This window comes from Chryseobacterium sp. GP-SGM7 (assembly GCF_049166575.1).
Classification (GTDB): Bacteria; Bacteroidota; Bacteroidia; order Flavobacteriales; family Weeksellaceae; genus Chryseobacterium.
Window position 1 is genome coordinate 1,765,780 of the sequence record NZ_JBMHFF010000001.1, and the last position, 19,862, is coordinate 1,785,641.

Below are 19,862 nucleotides of genomic sequence, written 5' to 3' on the forward strand. Positions count from 1 at the left end.
TTTTATTTAAATAATTCTGGTTCAATAGGATTGTTATTCTTTTTAAAACCTTCTCTGGCATTTTTTTCCATGTTCTTGTACATTTCATTCATGTCGATATCTCTGCCATCTGCATTTTTCATTTTTACTACAGCACCTGCAGGAAGTGTACTCATTCTCTGCTTCATATCTTTTGTAGGATCTGCCAGATAATCTTTCCACACTTTTTTGAATTGCTTTTTGCTGACTTCAATATCTTTATCATCTATTCCAAAAGTTATTACGTTACCTAGTTTAAGTTCTTCAACCGTACTTGCCTCTGTTTTTTTATTTCCAACCAAAGTCATGATGTGAGAACCTGTTTTATCTTCCAATTTCACGATTAAACCTGGTAATCCGTAGAATTTGTAAGGTCCATCCTGAAACGGAATATCTATACTAAACCAAGCAATCCAATCTCTTCCTCCAAAACTTGTCGTGGCTTTCTGAGTATTGTACTCTCCTATTTTTTGTTTATCAGCAAGAATTTTCCACTCCGGTTTTTGATCTTCTACTATTTTGTAACCTGTTTGTCCTATTTTTTCTGAAAGCAATACTTTATAATCAGGATAAGACTTTGTAACACTTGTATAAATTATTCCCGGTTTATTGCTTCTCTTAATGTTAACGTTTCCGAAACCTCCTTGCATTTGTTTTGTAATATCGGCTTTCATCGTAGAATCGGATACAAATTTCTCCCGACTATAATATTTTGAGCCATTTTTATCGATATCTAAAAGCATTACAGCATTCATTACTTTAGCCTTGTCGGTGGAATCCGGTACAAACTTATAATCGTAAAAGAAACGATTGGTCTGCGAAAAAATTAGTACTGATAAAAGTAAAAAGCTTACATTTAAAATTGTTTTCATAGTGTTTTTATTTGGTAACCAGTTCTATTCGGTTGTTGTTTTTTTTGATGCGTTCTTTAATTCTCAATTCCTGTGCTTTCATATCATTTCCTGCACCTTCTTTCATCATAATTGTAATACCTCCTGTCTGTATTTGTCTTCTTCCTTTTGTAGGGTCGTTTTCATATTCTTTTAGTAATTTTTCGTATTGTTTTTGATTTACGTTAATTTCTTTCATCCTAAAAATATTCGACGGAATTTCCTTAATGTTTTTCACTCCCTGCAAATTAAAAACATGAGATTTTGTGTTATCTTCAAGCTTTACAATAAGTCCCGGCAAACCATGAAATTTATAAGGACCATCCTGAATCGGAATATCTGGTGCAAACCAGGCAACCCATTTTCTTCCTCCAAATTCGGTTTCGGCTTTCTGAGTATTCCATTCACCTATTTTTTGTTTATCTGAACTTATTTTCCAAATTATTTTCCGGTCATCAGAGATTTTGTATTGATCTGCAAGAAGCTGATTATGCAAAAAAACTTTGTAATCGGGATAATCTTTCGATACAGAATACATTACAGAACCTTTATTCTGATCAGATTTTATATTGATCATTCCGGTATTTGCCAACTGTTTTTCCAAATCTACTTTCATGATAGAATCTGATTTATACACAGAATAGCTGTAAAATTTCGATTCAGTAGGCGAAGTATCCAGATTCATTATTTCTGTTTTTATATCGGAAATATTTGCAGAGTCGGGAATGAATTTATATTCGTAAATAAAACGTTTGTTTTGCGCTTTGATCAATATACCGAAGATCAAAAAACTGAAAATGGTTATTAGTTTCATTCTACAAAATTTATTTGGTGAAAATTATTTTTTGGAATGAATTAATTGGAGTTATCATTCTTCGTTTTGATATAAATTTCTCCTGAAGTATTTCCTGTAGTTTTCGTTTTATTTACAGTTACCGATTCGATATTTTTAGGATCAAGTTTTTTCATCTCTTCACTGGAACTTGCTTTCTCATCGATAAAGATTTTAATATTGCTGTCAGAATTGATGTTAATTACATCTTTTACATTTGTTTTAAAAGTTGAACTATTAGATAGAGTTCTGCTAATTGGTGGTGTTATAGATTGTTTATAAGATGAATTTGCCAGATAACTTACCTTTGGTGCATGAGCATTTACAGAAATTATCCAAGGATTTCCCTGCAATTCAGCTTGTTCTTTTCTGATTTCCTTTAATTTTTTCTCAGCTTCAGCCCTTTCTTTTGATAACTTTTCAAGTTTTCGCTTCTCTTTTTTAGTAAGTTCTTTTCTTGAAAAGTTTTTTGTTCCATTAAAAAAACTGTATCCGTCGGTAATTTTCCTTAGTTCTTCAGTATTGGGAGTTGAAATGTTTTTTCCGTTTATATAGAACTTATTAATTCTACTAAACTTATCTTTAAATTCCGGTGAGTTAAATTTTTCTTTAATTACTTTAATCTTTTCTTCATTTAAATTCAGATCTTTAAAGTCATTAGAGTCAAACATTTTATCAAAGTCAATGTTCTCTCCGTTTATATTTATTTTATAATTGTCTCCATCTGGAAAAACTCTCTTTATGCTCATATCTCTAAGAATCACTTTTGCATCTTTTTCAGCTAACAATTTACTTCTTGTACTTAGAAGATCATCAAAATCTGAAGAAAATTGTTTGTCACGAGCAATCTTATCCATTTCACCAGCAAGCTGTTTCAATTCTTTTGCTTTTAATTCAAAATCGTAGCTTTTCTCACCTTTTTCCTTCGCTATTTTTTGAAGTTCGGCAGCTTTTTCCTTCGATTTTTCGCTTAATGTTTTTAGTTTTTCAGATTGAATTTTTAATTTCTCATTGGCCTTTGAAATTTTTTCCTGTTGTAGTTTTACAATTTGATCTGTTTCGCTTTTTGGAGATAAAGTATCTTTTTTAATCTCGGCAACAGCTTTTTCAATTTCAATATTGGTTTCTTTTATTTCTTTGTTTTTGGCATTCACCATGTATGCAAATGCAACGGTGAATAAAACCGGCAGAGCAAATATTCTTCGCGCATAACCAAATTTTGTTTGAGGTTTTTGTAACATTTTGAGTCTTTTTTTAAGGTTTGAACTTAGAAACGGACTGGTCACAGGCAACTCTTTTCCGGAAAAGTGGCTTGCTAAAAGCATCTGCGCAAATGCTTTCGTGTCCGATTGTTTTACGGCTTTTTTATCAGCCAGATATTCGTGAATTAAGCTTATCTCTTTTTTAATAATATGAAAAAACGGATTGAACCAGAAAACAGAAGTGATAATCTCCATAAAAATCTTATCAACAGAGTGTTTCTGCTCAATATGAACCATTTCGTGCTTTAAAATCTGTTTTCCGATGTCTGAATTGACGACAATAGTATTTTTCCAGAAAAGATTTTTGAAATAAGAAAACGGAGCTTCAGAAAGATTGGTCTGGTAAAAATTTACCCCTTCAAAGCTTTCTTTTTTAAACTGACTTTTAAGTTGTTGGATTCTGAAAATTCCGTAAAGAAATTTCCCTAAAAAATAGAGAGAAACCAATCCCAAAGCTGAAAAAATAATTCTAAAATAAATGTAGTCATGATCTATGCTTTTATTTGCGTTTAAATTCTGTAGCTTACTAATCAATAAAAACAGATTTTCGTTCACCTCGATTGTAAAATCTTCCACTTTAATTAAAGGCAGAAAAATTGAAATCAACATTGCCGATAAAAGGTAAAATCTGTTATAATGATGAAACGTCTTGTCTTTTAAAGACAATTTGTAATACAAAAACATTACACCCGAACAAATAATTACTTTTCCGAAATAAAAAATCAGTGCTTCCATACTAATCTTTGTTTTTTAGTTCGCTCAATAACATTTCAAGATCTTCAACGGTCATTTCATTTTTTTCAACCAAAAAAGAAACGGCACTTTTGTAAGAACCTTTAAAATAATTTTTCACTAAACTTTTCATCGTTTTCCCAGAATATTGCTCTTTTGTTATCAAAGGAAAATATTCGTGCTGCCTTCCGTACACATGATAATCTACAAATTCTTTATCATTAAGAACTTTCAAAATAGTTGAAACTGTATTGGTATGCGGTTTGGGTTCGGGATAAAGTTCCAAAACATCTTTAAGAAAACCTTTTTCGAGTTTCCACAAAAACTGCATTACCTGTTCTTCTGCCTTTGTTAATGTCTGAATGATCATAATGATTTTTATTTATAGCGATAAAGTTACTAAAAAATTCATATCACTAATAAATTAGTTATACAAATGTAGAAATATTTTTCGCTTGAACAACTATTTTTTTAGTGATAAAATAATAAATCTTACAACCGTTTAATAATCAATAATTTACAAAATATTAAAATATGTTAAATTTTTAAATCGCTGAAATTTGTTCTAATTAATCATCAGTAAATTACATAATTTTAATATAAATTCTTAAAACTTGTTAAAATTTATTAAATAAAATGAATATGAATGTGCTTATAATGGGAAAATATATTTATTTTAGTGCTTTAAAAATTTCTAATGAAAAGATATACTCTACTTTCTGTTTTAATGCTGTTGATTTTTAATGTAACATCAGCGCAAACATCATCTGTTTTCGGGTCTGTTACAGAGGCAAAAACGAAAATTGAAAACACCGTTCCTTTAGTTTTGGAACATTTGAAAAAAATAAGCGAATCACAAAAAGACAATTCGATACTTACTAACGGTACAGCTGCATTGAAAAAAGAATATGATGCTGTAGCTTTAGAATTTGATCTTTACAGAGGAAATATGGCAAGCTGTATTGTTAATAAACCTAAGAAAGCAACAAAATGTATGAACTATCATACACAATACTTCAGAAATACACTAGGAAATTATGATAATTTCATTAATTATCTTACAAAGAAAAACGGATATTTGGGAGTAGATGACGACAGCGTGAAAAAAGATTTCAAACCAACAGAAATTGCCACCAAAGTTGATACAGACTTTGCTGCAGCATCAAAAGCAGTTGGAAAGCTGAAAGGAAAAAACAAATCATCTTACTTTGAGCAGGTAAAATCTGAAGATTTTAAATTAGCTCCATTTGAGACTTTGGTTAAATAAGAGTTTTTATACTTTAAATAAAATTCCCGTTTCAATGAAGCGGGAATTTTATTTATAATTTTTATTATTCGTCTGAAAAAACTTTATGGTTCGTTGCAAGTTACAAAACATAACAATTTTAGGCGTGATCCGTTTTTAAAATTAACATATCAGTTTAAAGCAAAAAAAAGAGAACCATTTCTGATTCTCCTGTTGGTAGCGGGGACACGACTCGAACGTGCGACCTCCGGGTTATGAGCCCGACGAGCTACCTACTGCTCTACCCCGCGGTATATTTTTTAAACGCTTACCGAAAACGTTATTTTAGTAGCGGGAACCGGACTCGAACCGATGACCTTTGGGTTATGAGCCCAACGAGCTACCTACTGCTCCATCCCGCGGTGTTTCTTTATTGTGCTTACCGAAAAACACTTAATTTAGTAGCGGGGACACGACTCGAACGTGCGACCTCCGGGTTATGAGCCCGACGAGCTACCTACTGCTCTACCCCGCGGTATATTTTTAAACGCTTACCGAAGACGTTATTGTAGTAGCGGGAACCGGACTCGAACCGATGACCTTTGGGTTATGAGCCCAACGAGCTACCTACTGCTCCATCCCGCGATATTGGACTGCAAATATACGAATATATTTCAAAAACGCAAGCAATCCTTTAAATAAAGGCATATTCTTTGATTCAGCCCAAATATTCGTACATTTGTTTATGGCAAAGATTTTAAGAATTTACCCCGATAATCCTCAGGAAAACCTTATCAATGAGGTGATTAAAACCCTGAATAACGGCGGACTGATTATTTATCCGTCTGATACTGTTTATGCTCTAGGCTGTAATATTTTTGATATTAAAGCAATGGAAAAGCTGGCCCAGATAAAAAAACAGAAGCTCGACAAAGCAAAATTCTCTATTATCTGTAACGATCTAAGTCATCTATCAGATTTTACAAGACCAATTGACACCTCGGTTTTCAGGTTTTTGAAGAGCCATCTTCCAGGTCCTTTTACATTTATTTTAGAGGCCAACAAAAGTTTGCCCTTAGCTTATAAAAATCACAAGACTATTGGTATTCGTGTTCCTGATCATTCAATCCCGCAGTTGATTGTTGAAAAACTGGGACATCCTATCGCTTCAACTTCTATAAAAGATGATGACGAAATCATTGAATATTCCACCGACCCCGAATTAATCGCCGAAAAATATGATCATCTGGTTGATTTGGTAATAGATTCAGGCTATGGAGATAATTTTGCCTCTACAATTGTCGATTTAACTTCGGGCGAACCGGAAATTATTCGTCAGGGAAAAGGAGAAATTTAGAAAGATTTAAAATGAGTCTGAACGGAAAATATTCTTTAGGCGTCGTACTGACTTTTGTATTACTTGCCGCCTCAATGCTGTATTCAATTCCTTTAATCAATTCTTTTTTTCATTATAAGACGTTAACGCAGGATTTATTTTTTTATAACAGACTTTCTCTTTGGCTGGTTTTGTTATTGGTTTTAATCTATAATTTTTTTATCGAAAACAGGTCATTTTTTGTTTGGGAAGACCGGAAATACTCATATATTTTCTATTTTGGAGCCGTCATTCTTTTATATTTAATCTGTTTATTCGGCGGGGCTTTTCTGAATGCAATTATTATTTTTTTAACCAAAGAAAAAGTCAGTGAAAGGCTTTTAGAGTTTAAAATTTTATTTAAAAACAATTATTTACTCATAATTTTCACCTGTTTGACAGCCGGAGTTATCGAGGAATTATTAATGAGAGCTTACATTCAGCCCAGAATTGAAAAAATATACAACAGTCCGGCTTTAGGAATTATTGTTTCTGCATTATTATTTGCTATTTTACACAGTACATATGGAACGATTGCACAAGTTGTCGGTCCTTTTTTTATTGGGATTGTATTTGCCTTATTTTATAAAAAATATTCCAACATTAAAATTCTGATCATCTGTCATTTTATGTTTGATTTTATCTCAATGATGATGATGAATTTAGTTGATTTTAAACATTTATCTTTATTAAATCTATGAAAATTATAACCTCTCCTGCCAAATTAATGAATGTAGAAAATTCAACCGAATTTTTGAGAAGTTCGACCCCAAAATTTATTGAACAGGCAGAATTGATTCAATCTCACTTAAAACAAAAGTCGCCAAAATATCTTTCCGATTTAATGGAAATTTCGGATAAACTAGCCGACGAAAACTGGGAAAGAAACCAAAAATGGAAGTCTAAACCTACCGTAAAAGAATCTGCTCCTGCCATGTTTGCTTTTACAGGTGAAGTTTACCGTGGTCTGGATTCAAAAACTTTAGACAAAAATGCAGTTGATTATCTTCAGAAGAACTACAGAATACTTTCCGGATTGTATGGTTTATTGAAACCTTCAGATAAAGTGATGTTGTACCGTCTGGAAATGGGCAGAAATTTTGAATTTGAAGGAAATAAAAATCTTTACGATTTCTGGACTGAAAAAGTAACAGAGCAACTTAATTCTGAAATGAAGAAAAACGAAATTCTTCTGAATTTAGCGAGCAATGAATATGTAAAAGTTGTTGACAGAAAAAAACTCAATCATCAGGTTATCGATTTTGACTTTTATGAAATGAAAGACGGAAAACTCAAAACAATTGTTGTCTATACCAAACATGCAAGAGGTTTGATGGTGAGATTCTGTGCCGAAACGAATGCTAAAAATCTGAATGATGTAAAAGCATTTAATTATGACCAATACAGAATTGACGAGGAAAAATCTACAGATACAAAACTGGTTTTTACAAGATAATGACGTTATTACAGCTTAAAAAAAAATTCTCAGAATCGCTTTCGGAAATGTATACAGATTCTGAAAGCATATTTATATTTCAGGTCTTTGCAGAAGAATTATTAGGTTTAAATTCCATTCAGCAAAAACAATATTCTGAAGAACAAATCTCGGTTGAACATGAAGAAAAATTTCAGCAAATTATTTCAGAATTAAAAAAAGGAAAACCTTATTTGCAGATTTTAGGCGAAACTGAATTTTACGGAATGAAAATTTTTGTGGATGAAAACGTTTTGATTCCACGTCCTGAAACTGAAGAATTACTTGAATTTGCGATAAAAAAAATCTCAAATCTCAAATCTCAAATCTCAAATCATAAATTTCTCGACATCGGAACCGGAAGTGGAATTATTCCTTTGGTTTTAAAAAAACATTTCCCTGAAGCTGAAGTAAGTACGATTGATTTTTCTGAAAAAGCCCTGGAAACTGCGAAAAAGAATGCCGATTTTCACCAGCTTGAAATCAATTTCATTCATGCGGATTATCTGAATTTAAATTTAAATAAAAACTATGATGTAATTATTTCAAATCCACCTTATATCGGAGTTGATGAAGAAAATGAGATTGCAGACTCCGTAAAGGAATTTGAACCGAAAATGGCTTTGTTCTCGCCTACTTCTGATGCATTAATTTTCTATCGTAAAATTGCGGAAGATTCTAAGAAATATTTAAATGAAAATGGATTATTATTTTTGGAAATCAACCAGAAATTAGGCAAAGAAACTTTAGAATTGCACAAAGATTTCTCACACAGCGAACTGATAAAAGACTTAAGCGGAAACGATCGTTTTATTTTTAGTATTAAATAAGATTAGTTCGAAAATTCACATAAAGTTAATTGTAATCAAATTCTTTTTATTTTTATATGCTTAACTTTATCATACCAAACAAAAATTATTTTTATGAAAAATTCAATGAAAAGCACTCTGCTTGCTTGCGGAGTTTTATTTACGATTTTCAGCTGCAACAGTGATGCAACAACTCTTACGGATTCTGAAATGAATCTTGCCAATAAAAGTGAAAATAGTAAAAGACAGCAGACTTATCAGCTAAAAGTAGGTACTACTCAAAACGGAATAAGCACAATGAGTGGAACTTATGACATGGGCGGAATTTATGCAACCGATGTAAATACAGGTGATGTTTATGACGGATACATCACTTATGTTGGTGGTTTTGCAAAATTACCAGGATATTTTAACGATCTTCCGGAAGGAATTTATGAGATCTCGGCTTATCAGGGACAAGGAGGCTGGGTTGGTTATGGCTCTACTACAATCACCTTGACACCATCTTCAGTTGGACAAGACGGCTACGTTAACGTTTATATCCCAATTGCCTGGGCCGAATAGTAATAGTAAATCTAAAAAAAGGACTGTTTTCATTAGAGAACAGTCTTTTTTATTTCAGATGATTTGAAGAATTTAGTTAATTCTTTTTCTTACAAATATTTCGTATGCCAAATAAATCAGAGGGAGCGACATGATTAATAAAAAAACTATATTCTGAAGCGCATTTTCCGGATAAATAATAACAGTGTAGACTAAACCAAAAAAAGCACCTCCTAAATGGGCGGCATGACCGATGTTGTCATTCGATCTTGGTTTTAACATACTGTAAACAGAATATCCAAAATACAAAAGTCCAAAAATAAATCCTGGAATTCTTAAGAAAGGAATAAAAATGATTCCAATTTCAGCCAAAGCAGGATTGAGAGAAACACTTGCAAAAATAATTCCTGCAACTCCTCCACTTGCTCCAATTGCAGAATACCAAGCCTGATTTTTATAGATTAAAAGCGAAAATAAATTTCCTAATAATATAGAGGCAACATAAATAATTAAAAATCCGCTAACTCCAAAAGAATATAATATTGCAGGACTAAACATATAAAGCACATACATATTTAGGGCTAAATGCATAAAATCTGCATGTAAAAAGCCTGCTGTCAAGAGTCTGAAATATTCTTTTCTATGCTGAATTGCTCCTACATTAAATTTGTATTTTTCAAAAACTCTCATATCATTTAAAGCCATATAGCTTATGATACAGGTTATTGCAATGATTATGATAACTATTATATTCATTCTGTTGTATTTTCATTATCATCACTCTGAAACAAATCTCCGATAGTTCCTCCTTCATCATCTACAGAAGGTGTAAATTCGGGTTCTTCGTAAACTTCCGGCTCCTCTTCTTCAGGCTCTGGAATAGTGATGTTAATATTTTTAACTTTAAACTTTGTAAACTGATTTCCGATGGCTTTTATTCCTTTTACGGCAATAAACTCGTCTATATTAATAGACTCCGGATCACGCTCTTTTCCTTTGTCTTTTGCAAAAATAATTTCTGCAGTCGTATTATTTGAAACAAGAATTCTTTCGATAAAAGATTTAGGATGTTCCGATGGCATAAAGGTTTGAACATTGGTATTGTTTTCAAGCAAAAATCTTTTGATGAAATAAATATCCTTTTCGCCGTCGTAATAAATGCAGGTGATTGGTTGGTTTGGCCGCCATTTTTCCAAGATAATATATTCATCATCGAAACGGTTCCCAAGATCAAAACTTACCAATTTTGCTTCACCTTGAGCATTAATGGTTAATATCTTATCGTCACCTTTAAAACTGCCCAGTAAAGTGCCTCTCACATCGGCATTCAGTCTTCTTACGGTATCATCAAACCAAATTTTTCTTGGTGCTAAAGTAGAAACACCTTCTTCTTTCAGATCAACTTTTTTTACAGAATATTTTGTTACCAAATTTCCTTTTGAATCTCTTCCTTTTATTGCTAATTCCGAGAAATCAATTTCCATTTTATTTTTTCTGATTCTCGGATTTGGTTTCAATAAAACCGTTACCACTTCTGCTTCACCATTCGGATTTGCCGAAAAATAAAGCATTTCTGAACCTTTTATATCCGAACCTAAAGCGTAATCTGTATTTCTTGTAACTCCGGTTACCGAAAAACGTTTCATATAATAAGGGCCGTCTCTGCCTTCACGGTAAATCATATTGTAAACGGTGCGTTTATCATTCTTTTTAAAGATGGCAACGTGCTGAATATCTTTTCCAATGAAAGTTTTGGCTTCCACTTTTACGACTTTCATACTTCCGTCTTTTCGGAACGTGATGATATCGTCGATGTCGGAACAGTCAAACAGATACTGATCTTTTTTAAGCGAAGTTCCGATGAAACCTTCCTCAAAATTAGCATAAAATTTTTCGTTGGCAACGGCAACTTTGGTTGCATCAATCGTATCGAAAATTCTTAATTCTGTTTTACGTTCTCTGTCTTTACCGTATTTTTTCTGAATGTTTAAATAATATTCAATCGCATAGGCAATAAGATTTGCCAAATGGAATCTTACCTGCTCAATTTTCCCTTCTAAAGCTGCAATATTTTCTTTAAATTTATCTAAATCGAATCTTGAAATTCTTTTAATTCTGATTTCAGTCAGTCTTAAAATATCTTCTTCCGTAACTTCTCTTAAAAGATGTGAAGTATGAGGTTTTAAGCCTATTGCAATTGTTTTCAGAACTTCTTCCCAGCTTTTTACCTCTTCAATATCGTGATAAATTCTGTTTTCGATAAAAATTCTTTCTAAAGATGAAAAATGCCAGTTTTCCTGCAATTCGTGAAGTTCGATTTCCAATTCTTTCTTAAGCAAAGAAACCGTATGATCAGTATTTCTTTTTAAGATTTCAGAAACAGTCAGGAACATTGGTTTATCACCTACAATTACACACGCATTCGGAGAAATCGTTACCTGACAATCGGTAAATGCGTATAAAGCATCAATCGTTTTATCGGGCGAAACTTCATTATGAAGATATATCAGAATTTCAACTTTATCTGAAGTATTGTCTTCAATTTTTTTGATCTTAATTTTCCCTTTTTCGTTGGCTTTCAACACAGAATCAATTAAGTCTGTTGTCGTTTTAGAAAAAGGGAGCTCAGAAATCATCAGTGTATGTTTGTCTACCTGAGAAATTTTCGCTCTGGCTCTTACTTTACCACCGCGATGGCCGTCATTATATTCTGAAACATCAAGAAAACCTGCTGTTAAAAAATCCGGGAAGATCTCAAACTTTTTCCCTTTTAAATAAGCAATGGATGCTGTAATTAATTCATTAAAGTTATGCGGAAGAATTTTTGTGGAAAGCCCGACCCCGATTCCTTCAACTCCCTGAGCCAAAAGCAAAGGGAATTTTACCGGTAAATCTACAGGTTCGTTATTTCTACCGTCGTAGGATTTAGACCATTCTGTGGTTTTGGGATTAAAAACAACCTCTAAAGCAAAAGGCGTTAATCTGGCTTCAATATATCTCGCTGCTGCTGCAGAATCTCCCGTGTAAATATTTCCCCAGTTTCCCTGAGTATCGATGAGAAGTTCTCTCTGTCCGATTCCTACCATTGCATCTGTGATGGATGCGTCACCGTGCGGATGATATTTCATCGTATTACCGACAATATTTGCCACTTTATTGTAACGGCCATCTTCCAATTCGCGCATGGAATGCATAATTCTACGCTGAACCGGTTTGAAACCATCATAAACAGAGGGAATGGCTCTATCTAAAATTACATAAGATGCATAATCCAGAAACCAGTCTTTGTACAGTCCTGAAACTTTTTTTAAGCTTTCGCCTTCGTGAGCGTTGTCTTCTATCATTACTTATTCTTGATGTCTTTTCTCTTTATTAGCTTTTACTACTTTGTTGAGGGATACTTTTAAATCGTTGACTTCTTTATTTGTTAAATACGAAATTTCATATTTTAAAATCGTTGAGCCACTATTTTTACTAGAAATAGTCACATAAAGCCTTTTTATAAATAAGACTCTAACCATTTCAAAACTAATTAATTTATACTTAGGGAATTCATCGCTTAAAGGTTTATTGATAAACGGAATAATATTTCTGTTTCTAAAATGCAAAGCTTCACCATCACTGTCGTATTCAAAAATTTGTCTTCCGTTCAGATAAAGAATAATCAGTAATATAACCGGAATTATAATTAAAAAATAACTTTTGCCTTCCAGAATATTAAATCTCATTTGATCAAAAATAAAACCTACAATTCCTGCGGATAACATCATCAATAAAAGGGTATTGATAAAATTATAGACAGGTGCTTTTTTCCTATTGCTTAATCTCATCGTGTGTTTTTTGTATTTTCATTAAACTTTATGATTCGTTTAAAATCTCTTTTTTATTAATATCCTGATCTTCTACAACCAAATTTTCAAGAATGAAAACCTGCCGGTCTGGCGTATTTTTACCCATATAAAATTCTAAGAGCTGCTCTATTGTCTGATCTTTTCCTAAAACTACGGGTTCCAGACGAATATCTTTCCCTATGAAATGCTTGAATTCATCAGGTGAAATTTCTCCTAATCCTTTAAATCGGGTAATTTCAGGGTTTTTGCCTAATTCATTTAAAGCTTTCACTCTTTCCAGTTCAGAATAGCAATATCTTGTTTCTTTTTTATTTCTAACCCTGAATAATGGAGTTTGAAGAATAAATAAATGCCCGTTTTTAATCACATCCGGGAAAAACTGAAGGAAGAATGTTATCATCAAAAGTCTGATGTGCATTCCGTCGACATCGGCATCGGTTGCAATTATTACCTGATTGTATCGTAAATCTTCGAGACTTTCTTCAATATTTAAAGCAGCCTGGAGCAAGTTGAATTCCTCATTTTCATACACTACTTTCTTAGTTAAAGCATAACAGTTCAAAGGTTTACCTTTTAAAGAAAATACAGCCTGAGTTTCAACATCCCTTGATTTTGTGATAGAACCTGATGCAGAATCTCCTTCGGTAATAAAAATTTGAGTTTCAGCCTTTCTTTCCGCCTTTTGATCATTGTAATGCTGTCTGCAGTCGCGCAGTTTTTTGTTGTGAAGCGAAACTTTTTTCGCTCTTTCTCTTGCTAATTTCTGAATTCCGGAAAGTTCTTTTCTTTCTCGTTCTGAAATTAATATTTTTCTCTGAATCGCTTCTGCAATTTCAGGATTTTTATGAAGAAAATTATCTAATTTACTTTTTAAGAAATCAATAATAAACGTACGAACCGTTGGTCCGTTTGGTCCCATATCGTTCGAACCTAATTTTGTTTTCGTCTGAGATTCAAAAACAGGTTCTTCAACGTTAATGGAAATTGCCGCAACAATAGATTTTCTTACATCTGAAGCATCAAAACTTTTATTGAAAAACTCACGGATTGTTTTTACATACGCTTCACGGAAAGCATTCAAATGCGTTCCACCCTGTGTTGTATTTTGTCCGTTTACGAAAGAAAAATAGGTTTCTGTCTGAGATTTATCGGTATGCGTAATGGCAACCTCAATATCATTATCTTTCAAGTGAACAATCGGATACAAAACATCGTTTTCAAGCTCTTCTTCCAGCAAATCTTTCAGTCCGTTCTCTGAATAGAAAGTTTCACCATTAAAAATAATCTTTAACCCAGGATTCAGATACGCATAATTTCGGAGCATTCTTTCGATATACTCTTTTCTGTATTTGTAATGAAGAAAGATTTCAGAATCCGGTGTGAATAAGATTTCGGTTCCGTTTCTGTCTGAAGTTTCCTTTTCATCGTGTTCCTCAGTAATTATACCGCGAGAAAATTCGGCAATTTTCATTCTTCCTTCACGGAAAGAACGCACACGGAAATAATCTGAAAGTGCATTGACGGCTTTTGTACCGACACCATTCAGACCAACCGATTTTTTGAAGGCTTTGCTGTCATATTTCCCACCGGTATTCATTTTTGAAACTGCGTCAACCACTTTTCCTAAAGGAATTCCACGACCGAAATCCCGGATCATGACTTTTCCGTCATCCACTTTTATTTCAATTCTTTTACCCGATTTCATTCTGAATTCATCAATCGAGTTATCCAGAATTTCTTTCAGCAAAATATAAATACCGTCATCCGCAGACGAACCGTCGCCAAGCTTACCGATATACATACCGGGACGCAAACGAATATGTTCCTGCCAATCGAGGGTTCTGATATTATCTTCGGAATAGATAGGTTGTATTTCTTGTGACATAAATTATTTCAGCAAACATACAAAAGTATGAAAATGAACAAAAATATCCGAATTTTTAAGTTTCTATTTATAAACATTTTTAGTTAAATTTAAAGAAGTCGGATACCAAATATTAGTGACTTTTAATTTTGTTAATCATTCTAAATTTTGAATATGAAGTTCTCAATTTTTTTTAGATATTTTTTTGTCAAGTTTCACATAACTGGTAAAGTTTATAAGAGCAGCTTATGAACATAATTACATGAATCTGGCTGAAAATTTAAAAAAAATGCATTAATTTAGATTTATAAAGAATTTAGATGATACAACTTCCTTCTTCGAAACTTCCTGATGTTGGAATCACGATATTTACTCAAATGTCTCAACTGGCCAATCAACATCAAGCCATCAATCTTTCACAGGGCTTTCCTGATTTTGAAACAGATTCCAAACTGTTGAATTTAGCAGATAATTTCATTAAAAAAGGATTCAATCAATACGCTCCTTTAGGCGGAATAATCGGGTTAAAAGAGGAAATTGCAAGAAAAATTGAAAATTCCCACAACGCAGTTTATCATCCTGAAACTGAAATTACAATTACAGCAGGTGGAACCCAGGCAATTTTCACTGCCATTGCGACATTCATTAAAAAAGAGGATGAAGTGATTATTTTTGAACCTGCTTATGACTGTTACGAACCAACGGTAGAACTTTTTGGTGGAATTGTAAAACGCTTTCAAATGAAAGCTCCCGATTATGAAATCGATTGGAATGTAGTGAGAAATTTGGTTTCAGAGAAAACAAAAATGATTATTCTTAACAATCCAAACAATCCTTCCGGGAAGATTTTAAAGGAAAATGATATTCAGGAATTAATAAAAATTGTAAAAGACACTCATATTTTAATATTAAGTGATGAAGTATATGAAAATATAGTTTTTGACGGAAACCAACATCTGAGCATCTGTAAATATCCTGAATTAAGAGAAAGAAGTCTTTTGGTAGCATCTTTCGGGAAATTATTTCACATCACAGGCTGGAAAATCGGATATTGTGCTGCTCCGAAAACCTTAATGGATGAGTTCAGAAAAGTCCATCAGTTCAATGTGTTCTGTGTAAACACTCCACTCCAGATGGCATTGGCAGAATACATGAAAGATGACGAACATTATAATCAACTGAATCATTTTTTTCAGGAAAAAAGGGATTTTCTGAGACAAGGTTTAGCGCAGACTCCATTCGAACTTTTAGATTGTGAAGGAACTTACTTTCAGGCTTTGAAATATGATAAAATTTCAGACAAAAATGATTTTGATTTCGCAACAGCATTAACGATTGATCATCAAGTGGCAAGTATTCCGTTTTCGGCTTTTTATAAGGATAAATTGAATGAAAATGTGATTAGATTATGTTTTGCGAAAAAGAATGAAACTTTGGAAAAGGCAATTGAGAACTTAGCAAGGCTTTAAATTAAAATCTTCCGCAGATTTAGCTGATCACGCAGGAAAAAAATCTGTGAAATTCGCTGAATCTGCGAGAAAAAATAACACTTTCGTCTGTTGTAGTTTTTTCATTTAATTTTTATATAAATGTCCGTTTTCAATCATAACTCTAAAATCAGCCGGAATAGCAAACAAACTTTTAAAACTAAATTATTACCAATTCGGACATTCATAAATTTTTATCTCTTTTTTTTAAATTAAAAAACGCTCCCAAATTCATGGAAGCGCATTTAAAATACTATATAACTAACTTTTAATATTTTTAAACATTAAATCTGAAGTGCATCACATCACCGTCCTGAACGATGTATTCTTTACCTTCAACAGAAAGCTTTCCAGCTTCTTTTACTTTTGCTTCTGTACCATAAGTCACATAATCATTATATTTAATAACTTCTGCACGGATAAAACCTTTCTCGAAATCGGTGTGAATAACACCTGCAGCTTGAGGAGCTGTCCAACCTTGTCCGATTGTCCAGGCTCTTACTTCTTTTACTCCAGCTGTAAAATACGTCTGCAGCTTCAACAAATCGTAAGCTTTTCTGATTAAACGGTTTACTCCGGGTTCTGTAAGACCCAATTCTTCAAGGAAAATTTCTCTTTCTTCAAAGGTTTCCAGCTCGTTGATGTCAGCTTCGATCTGAGCTGCCAAAACTACAATTTCAGCATTTTCGTTCTTAGCCATTTCTTCAATTTTCCCGATCCAGTCGTTTCCGTTTTTAATTGAATTTTCATCAACATTACAAACGTAAAGAACCGGTTTATTAGTCAACAACTGTACATCATTAATAATAGATTTTGCAAAATCATCCATTGCGAATTCTCTTGCATTTCTACCATCTTCAAGGTGCTTCTGAAGATTCTGAAGTATTTCATACGTCAATAAATCTTCTTTTTTACCAGATTTAATGAATTTTTTTGCTTTTTCAACAGCTTTACCTACGGTTTCCATGTCTTTCAACTGAAGCTCAATATCGATAATCTCTTTATCTCTTAAAGGATCTACCGAACCTTCAACGTGAATGATATTTCCGTTATCAAAACATCTCAAAACATGAATAATCGCTTCACACTCACGGATGTTTGCCAGGAATTGGTTTCCTAAACCTTCACCTTTACTCGCTCCTTTTACAAGACCTGCAATATCTACAATCTCTACAACAGCAGGCAAAACTCTTTCAGGATTTACCAGTTTTTCAAGCTCAAATAATCTCTGATCCGGTACAGAAACCGTTCCTAAGTTGGGTTCAATGGTACAGAAAGGATAATTCGCTGACTGCGCTTTAGCATTGCTTAAGCAGTTAAAAAGAGTTGATTTACCTACATTTGGTAAGCCTACGATTCCACATTTCATAATAGTGAGTTCAAAGTTTGAGGTTTAAAGTTTAAGGTTAAATTACCTTTCACTTTCAGCGTGCAAATATAGTGAAGTTTAATCGTATTTAAAAATCAATTATTTATAATTGGATTTATGGATAAAATCATACATTTCATGTACAATAGAAACAATTTTATCATTGTCTTTAAAATCATTCCAAGTGATTTCCCCTTTTTCTGTCAATTCTAAAACTTTATAACTTACTTCTGCTTTATTCATTAAAGTTCCATCATCTTTATCCCAAATTTTATTTAGTTCGGGAATATCAGTTTTAATTTCATTTAATAGTTTTCCAATATAAAATTCTTTGTATAAATTTTCCTCTTTCTTTTTTAAAGATTCTGAAATTTTATTTTGAATTCTATCTTTTTCTCCTTCAATTTTAATTTTTCTTTTATCACAAAAATATATTATAATTTTATCCCAGACTTTGAACGGTAAAACATTTTCTATCTCTTTATAATCTTTGGTAGTCTGATAAATGAAATTTTCATTCTCTTTTGCTATCTCCTCATAAACTTGATGTTTATTATCCTTGTATTCACCATCATAATCAGAAATTAAAAATATTTTATTATTGATCGAAAAAGCATTAATTTTTTCTTTTAAATCTTCTTCATCAAAATTATAATGATCAATATTGCTTCCCGCATATTCAATGAAGGCAAATTCAATGTCTTCTTTTGGATAAACTTTTCCAATGTTTTTACAATATGCTTTTAAGAAAGATTTTAAATAGTTTCTGTCTGAAATTCCTTCTACCCAAATTGAGCAGTTTGCAAGAAACACAGAAGAGTTGGTAACTCCTAAATATTGAAGTGCAGAATTATCTCCATGATTAACATTTTTAACGACAAATTTATCTTTATTAACTTTATTAAACAGGAAAATAGAGATATCATCTTTTTCAATGGTAAGATCTAGAAAGTGATTGGAATGCGTAGAAATAAAATAAGTTAAGTTCTTTTCTTTAAGAAATTTATTGTTAGTAATTTGCTCTAAGAGTAAACGCTGCATTCCGGGATGAAGATTAATTTCAGGCTCATCAATAAAAATTAAACTCTCATTCTCACAAGTATAAATTTTATACATTAAAATAAATAATGCCTGAATCCCATCTCCTAATTCATGTAAATCTTTACTTTCTCCGTCTATATAGACATTAATTATTTCAGAATCGTCTTTACCATTATGTTTATCATAAATATTAAATTTTGCAACAATTTCAATTCTTTTACCGTGGAAAAAATTCTCTGAAAGAAATTCTTCAAATTTTTCGAAAGATTCTCTTTTGTCTTTTACATCATTTCTGATGTTTACAATTTGATAATATAAATCTAAACCTGTAAAAATCTCAAACTGCTCATCCGATTTTAATTTATGAGTATGGAAAATTGTTTGCTTAAATATATCCTTTGATATTTTTGAATAATTATCATCATCTTTACTTTCAAAAAGAGAATGAGCAGTTCTTAAAGTTGGTAAGAAAATATTTTTCACATTTCCAATTCTACTATTTAAGATTTCATTCAATTCATTATTTAAATCAAAAATATTTACTGTATTCACAGGAGACAGAGATTTATCTAATATATGACTATACTGGCGTAATAAAGTATCTTTAATGTATCTGTTGTGGAAATTCAGAACTTTTTTATTATGATTCAAAATATCTCGCACAGTCATTAGCGACAACCTTTCTGAGATATTGAATGATTTAAAATTAATTCTACTGTTTGTCAAAATATCTTTAAAATCTCCTCTATAAGGATTACCATCAGCAAGAAAAAATCCACCAAATTTGATAGAATTCAAATAGTCATTATATTCTTTTGTAATTTTTTCTATTTTATTTATTTCAAAAATTTCATATTCGAGATTTTCAAACAAGCTTCTTATGAATCTGCTTTTACCGCTGTTATTTGCACCTATAAAAATATTAGTACTTGATAATTCTTTTAGAATTTTTAAGTTTTCATTTTCCTCATTGAAATAACTTTCGAAACTATTTTCATTCGAAAATATAATATCAAACTTTTCACTCATAATTCTTAGTTTTTTCAAAAATACCAAAAGTAAATCACAAAAAAAATCCGCCAATAATTTG

Annotated in this window: 17 protein-coding genes and 4 tRNA genes; 7 read left to right on the top strand and 14 right to left on the bottom strand. The window is 32.1% G+C overall.

Going from position 1 to position 19,862, the window contains the following annotated elements; all coding sequences use genetic code 11:
* Positions 1-2: 2 nt before the first annotated feature.
* Genes ACOOWA_RS07890 through ACOOWA_RS07905 form a run of 4 tightly spaced genes read right to left on the bottom strand, consistent with a single transcriptional unit; the run spans position 3 to position 4,104 of the window.
* Complete coding sequence (locus ACOOWA_RS07890) at positions 3-890, bottom strand: GLPGLI family protein (protein WP_421374384.1); 888 nt, start codon at positions 888-890, stop codon at positions 3-5.
* A 7-nt stretch (positions 891-897) separates the two neighbouring features.
* Positions 898-1,722, bottom strand: coding sequence for a GLPGLI family protein (locus tag ACOOWA_RS07895; protein ID WP_421374386.1), 825 nt, complete (start codon positions 1,720-1,722; stop codon positions 898-900).
* Between the two features lie 41 nt (positions 1,723-1,763).
* Positions 1,764-3,737: a M56 family metallopeptidase gene (locus tag ACOOWA_RS07900; protein WP_421374388.1), complete on the bottom strand. Its 1,974-nt coding sequence runs from the start codon at positions 3,735-3,737 to the stop codon at positions 1,764-1,766.
* 1 nt (position 3,738) lies between these two features.
* Complete coding sequence (locus tag ACOOWA_RS07905) at positions 3,739-4,104, bottom strand: BlaI/MecI/CopY family transcriptional regulator (RefSeq protein WP_421374390.1); 366 nt, start codon at positions 4,102-4,104, stop codon at positions 3,739-3,741.
* A 327-nt stretch (positions 4,105-4,431) separates the two neighbouring features.
* Between ACOOWA_RS07905 and ACOOWA_RS07910 the strand changes: the two genes are divergently transcribed.
* Positions 4,432-5,001: a hypothetical protein gene (locus ACOOWA_RS07910; RefSeq protein WP_421374391.1), complete on the top strand. Its 570-nt coding sequence runs from the start codon at positions 4,432-4,434 to the stop codon at positions 4,999-5,001.
* A 193-nt stretch (positions 5,002-5,194) separates the two neighbouring features.
* On the opposite strand, the gene ACOOWA_RS07915 is transcribed toward ACOOWA_RS07910, so the two are convergent.
* From ACOOWA_RS07915 to ACOOWA_RS07930, 4 genes are all read right to left on the bottom strand, one after another.
* Positions 5,195-5,270, bottom strand: a tRNA-Met gene (locus ACOOWA_RS07915).
* A 38-nt stretch (positions 5,271-5,308) separates the two neighbouring features.
* Positions 5,309-5,381: transfer RNA gene (locus ACOOWA_RS07920), tRNA-Met, on the bottom strand.
* A gap of 40 nt (positions 5,382-5,421) precedes the next feature.
* Positions 5,422-5,494, bottom strand: a tRNA-Met gene (locus tag ACOOWA_RS07925).
* Between the two features lie 37 nt (positions 5,495-5,531).
* A tRNA-Met gene (locus tag ACOOWA_RS07930) sits at positions 5,532-5,604 on the bottom strand.
* A 100-nt stretch (positions 5,605-5,704) separates the two neighbouring features.
* Here ACOOWA_RS07930 and ACOOWA_RS07935 point away from each other — a divergent pair.
* The 5 genes from ACOOWA_RS07935 to ACOOWA_RS07955 all read left to right on the top strand — a co-directional run bounded on the left by ACOOWA_RS07935 (position 5,705) and on the right by ACOOWA_RS07955 (position 9,181).
* Positions 5,705-6,316, top strand: coding sequence for an L-threonylcarbamoyladenylate synthase (locus tag ACOOWA_RS07935; protein WP_421374393.1), 612 nt, complete (start codon positions 5,705-5,707; stop codon positions 6,314-6,316).
* A gap of 11 nt (positions 6,317-6,327) precedes the next feature.
* The gene (locus tag ACOOWA_RS07940; RefSeq protein WP_421374394.1) at positions 6,328-7,035 is read left to right on the top strand and encodes a CPBP family intramembrane glutamic endopeptidase; all 708 of its coding nucleotides are present in this window, start codon (positions 6,328-6,330) and stop codon (positions 7,033-7,035) included.
* Positions 7,032-7,790, top strand: a complete 759-nt coding sequence (gene yaaA, locus ACOOWA_RS07945) for a peroxide stress protein YaaA (protein WP_421374395.1) — start codon at positions 7,032-7,034, stop codon at positions 7,788-7,790. Before ACOOWA_RS07940 ends, yaaA begins: the two co-directional genes overlap by 4 nt.
* A complete protein-coding gene (prmC, locus tag ACOOWA_RS07950) occupies positions 7,790-8,638 on the top strand; it encodes a peptide chain release factor N(5)-glutamine methyltransferase (RefSeq protein WP_421374397.1) in 849 nt (282 codons plus the stop codon). The genes yaaA and prmC overlap by 1 nt, the downstream gene beginning before the upstream one ends.
* A 93-nt stretch (positions 8,639-8,731) precedes the next feature.
* Positions 8,732-9,181, top strand: a complete 450-nt coding sequence (locus ACOOWA_RS07955) for a hypothetical protein (protein WP_421374398.1) — start codon at positions 8,732-8,734, stop codon at positions 9,179-9,181.
* 72 nt (positions 9,182-9,253) lie between these two features.
* On the opposite strand, the gene ACOOWA_RS07960 is transcribed toward ACOOWA_RS07955, so the two are convergent.
* From ACOOWA_RS07960 to ACOOWA_RS07975, 4 genes are read right to left on the bottom strand one after another with little or no spacing between them, the layout of a single operon-like run.
* Complete coding sequence (locus ACOOWA_RS07960; protein WP_421374399.1) at positions 9,254-9,916, bottom strand: rhomboid family intramembrane serine protease; 663 nt, start codon at positions 9,914-9,916, stop codon at positions 9,254-9,256.
* On the bottom strand, positions 9,913-12,504 hold the full coding sequence (locus ACOOWA_RS07965) for a DNA gyrase/topoisomerase IV subunit A (RefSeq protein ID WP_421374400.1): 2,592 nt from the start codon (positions 12,502-12,504) through the stop codon (positions 9,913-9,915). The genes ACOOWA_RS07960 and ACOOWA_RS07965 overlap by 4 nt, the downstream gene beginning before the upstream one ends.
* Before the next feature lie 3 nt (positions 12,505-12,507).
* A complete protein-coding gene (locus tag ACOOWA_RS07970) occupies positions 12,508-12,990 on the bottom strand; it encodes a hypothetical protein (protein ID WP_421374402.1) in 483 nt (160 codons plus the stop codon).
* A 28-nt stretch (positions 12,991-13,018) separates the two neighbouring features.
* On the bottom strand, positions 13,019-14,896 hold the full coding sequence (locus tag ACOOWA_RS07975) for a DNA topoisomerase IV subunit B (RefSeq protein ID WP_421374403.1): 1,878 nt from the start codon (positions 14,894-14,896) through the stop codon (positions 13,019-13,021).
* A gap of 299 nt (positions 14,897-15,195) precedes the next feature.
* Here ACOOWA_RS07975 and ACOOWA_RS07980 point away from each other — a divergent pair, with 299 nt between their 5' ends.
* Entirely contained in the window at positions 15,196-16,344 is a 1,149-nt protein-coding gene (locus tag ACOOWA_RS07980) for a methionine aminotransferase (RefSeq protein ID WP_421374404.1), read from the top strand.
* A gap of 295 nt (positions 16,345-16,639) precedes the next feature.
* On the opposite strand, the gene ychF is transcribed toward ACOOWA_RS07980, so the two are convergent.
* Together ychF and ACOOWA_RS07990 are read right to left on the bottom strand one after the other, a co-directional pair.
* Positions 16,640-17,731 (bottom strand): redox-regulated ATPase YchF, encoded by a 1,092-nt coding sequence (gene ychF / locus ACOOWA_RS07985; protein WP_421374405.1) that lies wholly within the window; start codon positions 17,729-17,731, stop codon positions 16,640-16,642.
* A 99-nt stretch (positions 17,732-17,830) separates the two neighbouring features.
* Positions 17,831-19,801 carry an AAA family ATPase gene (locus tag ACOOWA_RS07990; RefSeq protein ID WP_421374406.1) on the bottom strand — a complete coding sequence of 657 codons (1,971 nt, stop codon included), beginning with the start codon at positions 19,799-19,801 and terminating at the stop codon, positions 17,831-17,833.
* Between the last annotated feature and the right edge of the window lie 61 nt (positions 19,802-19,862).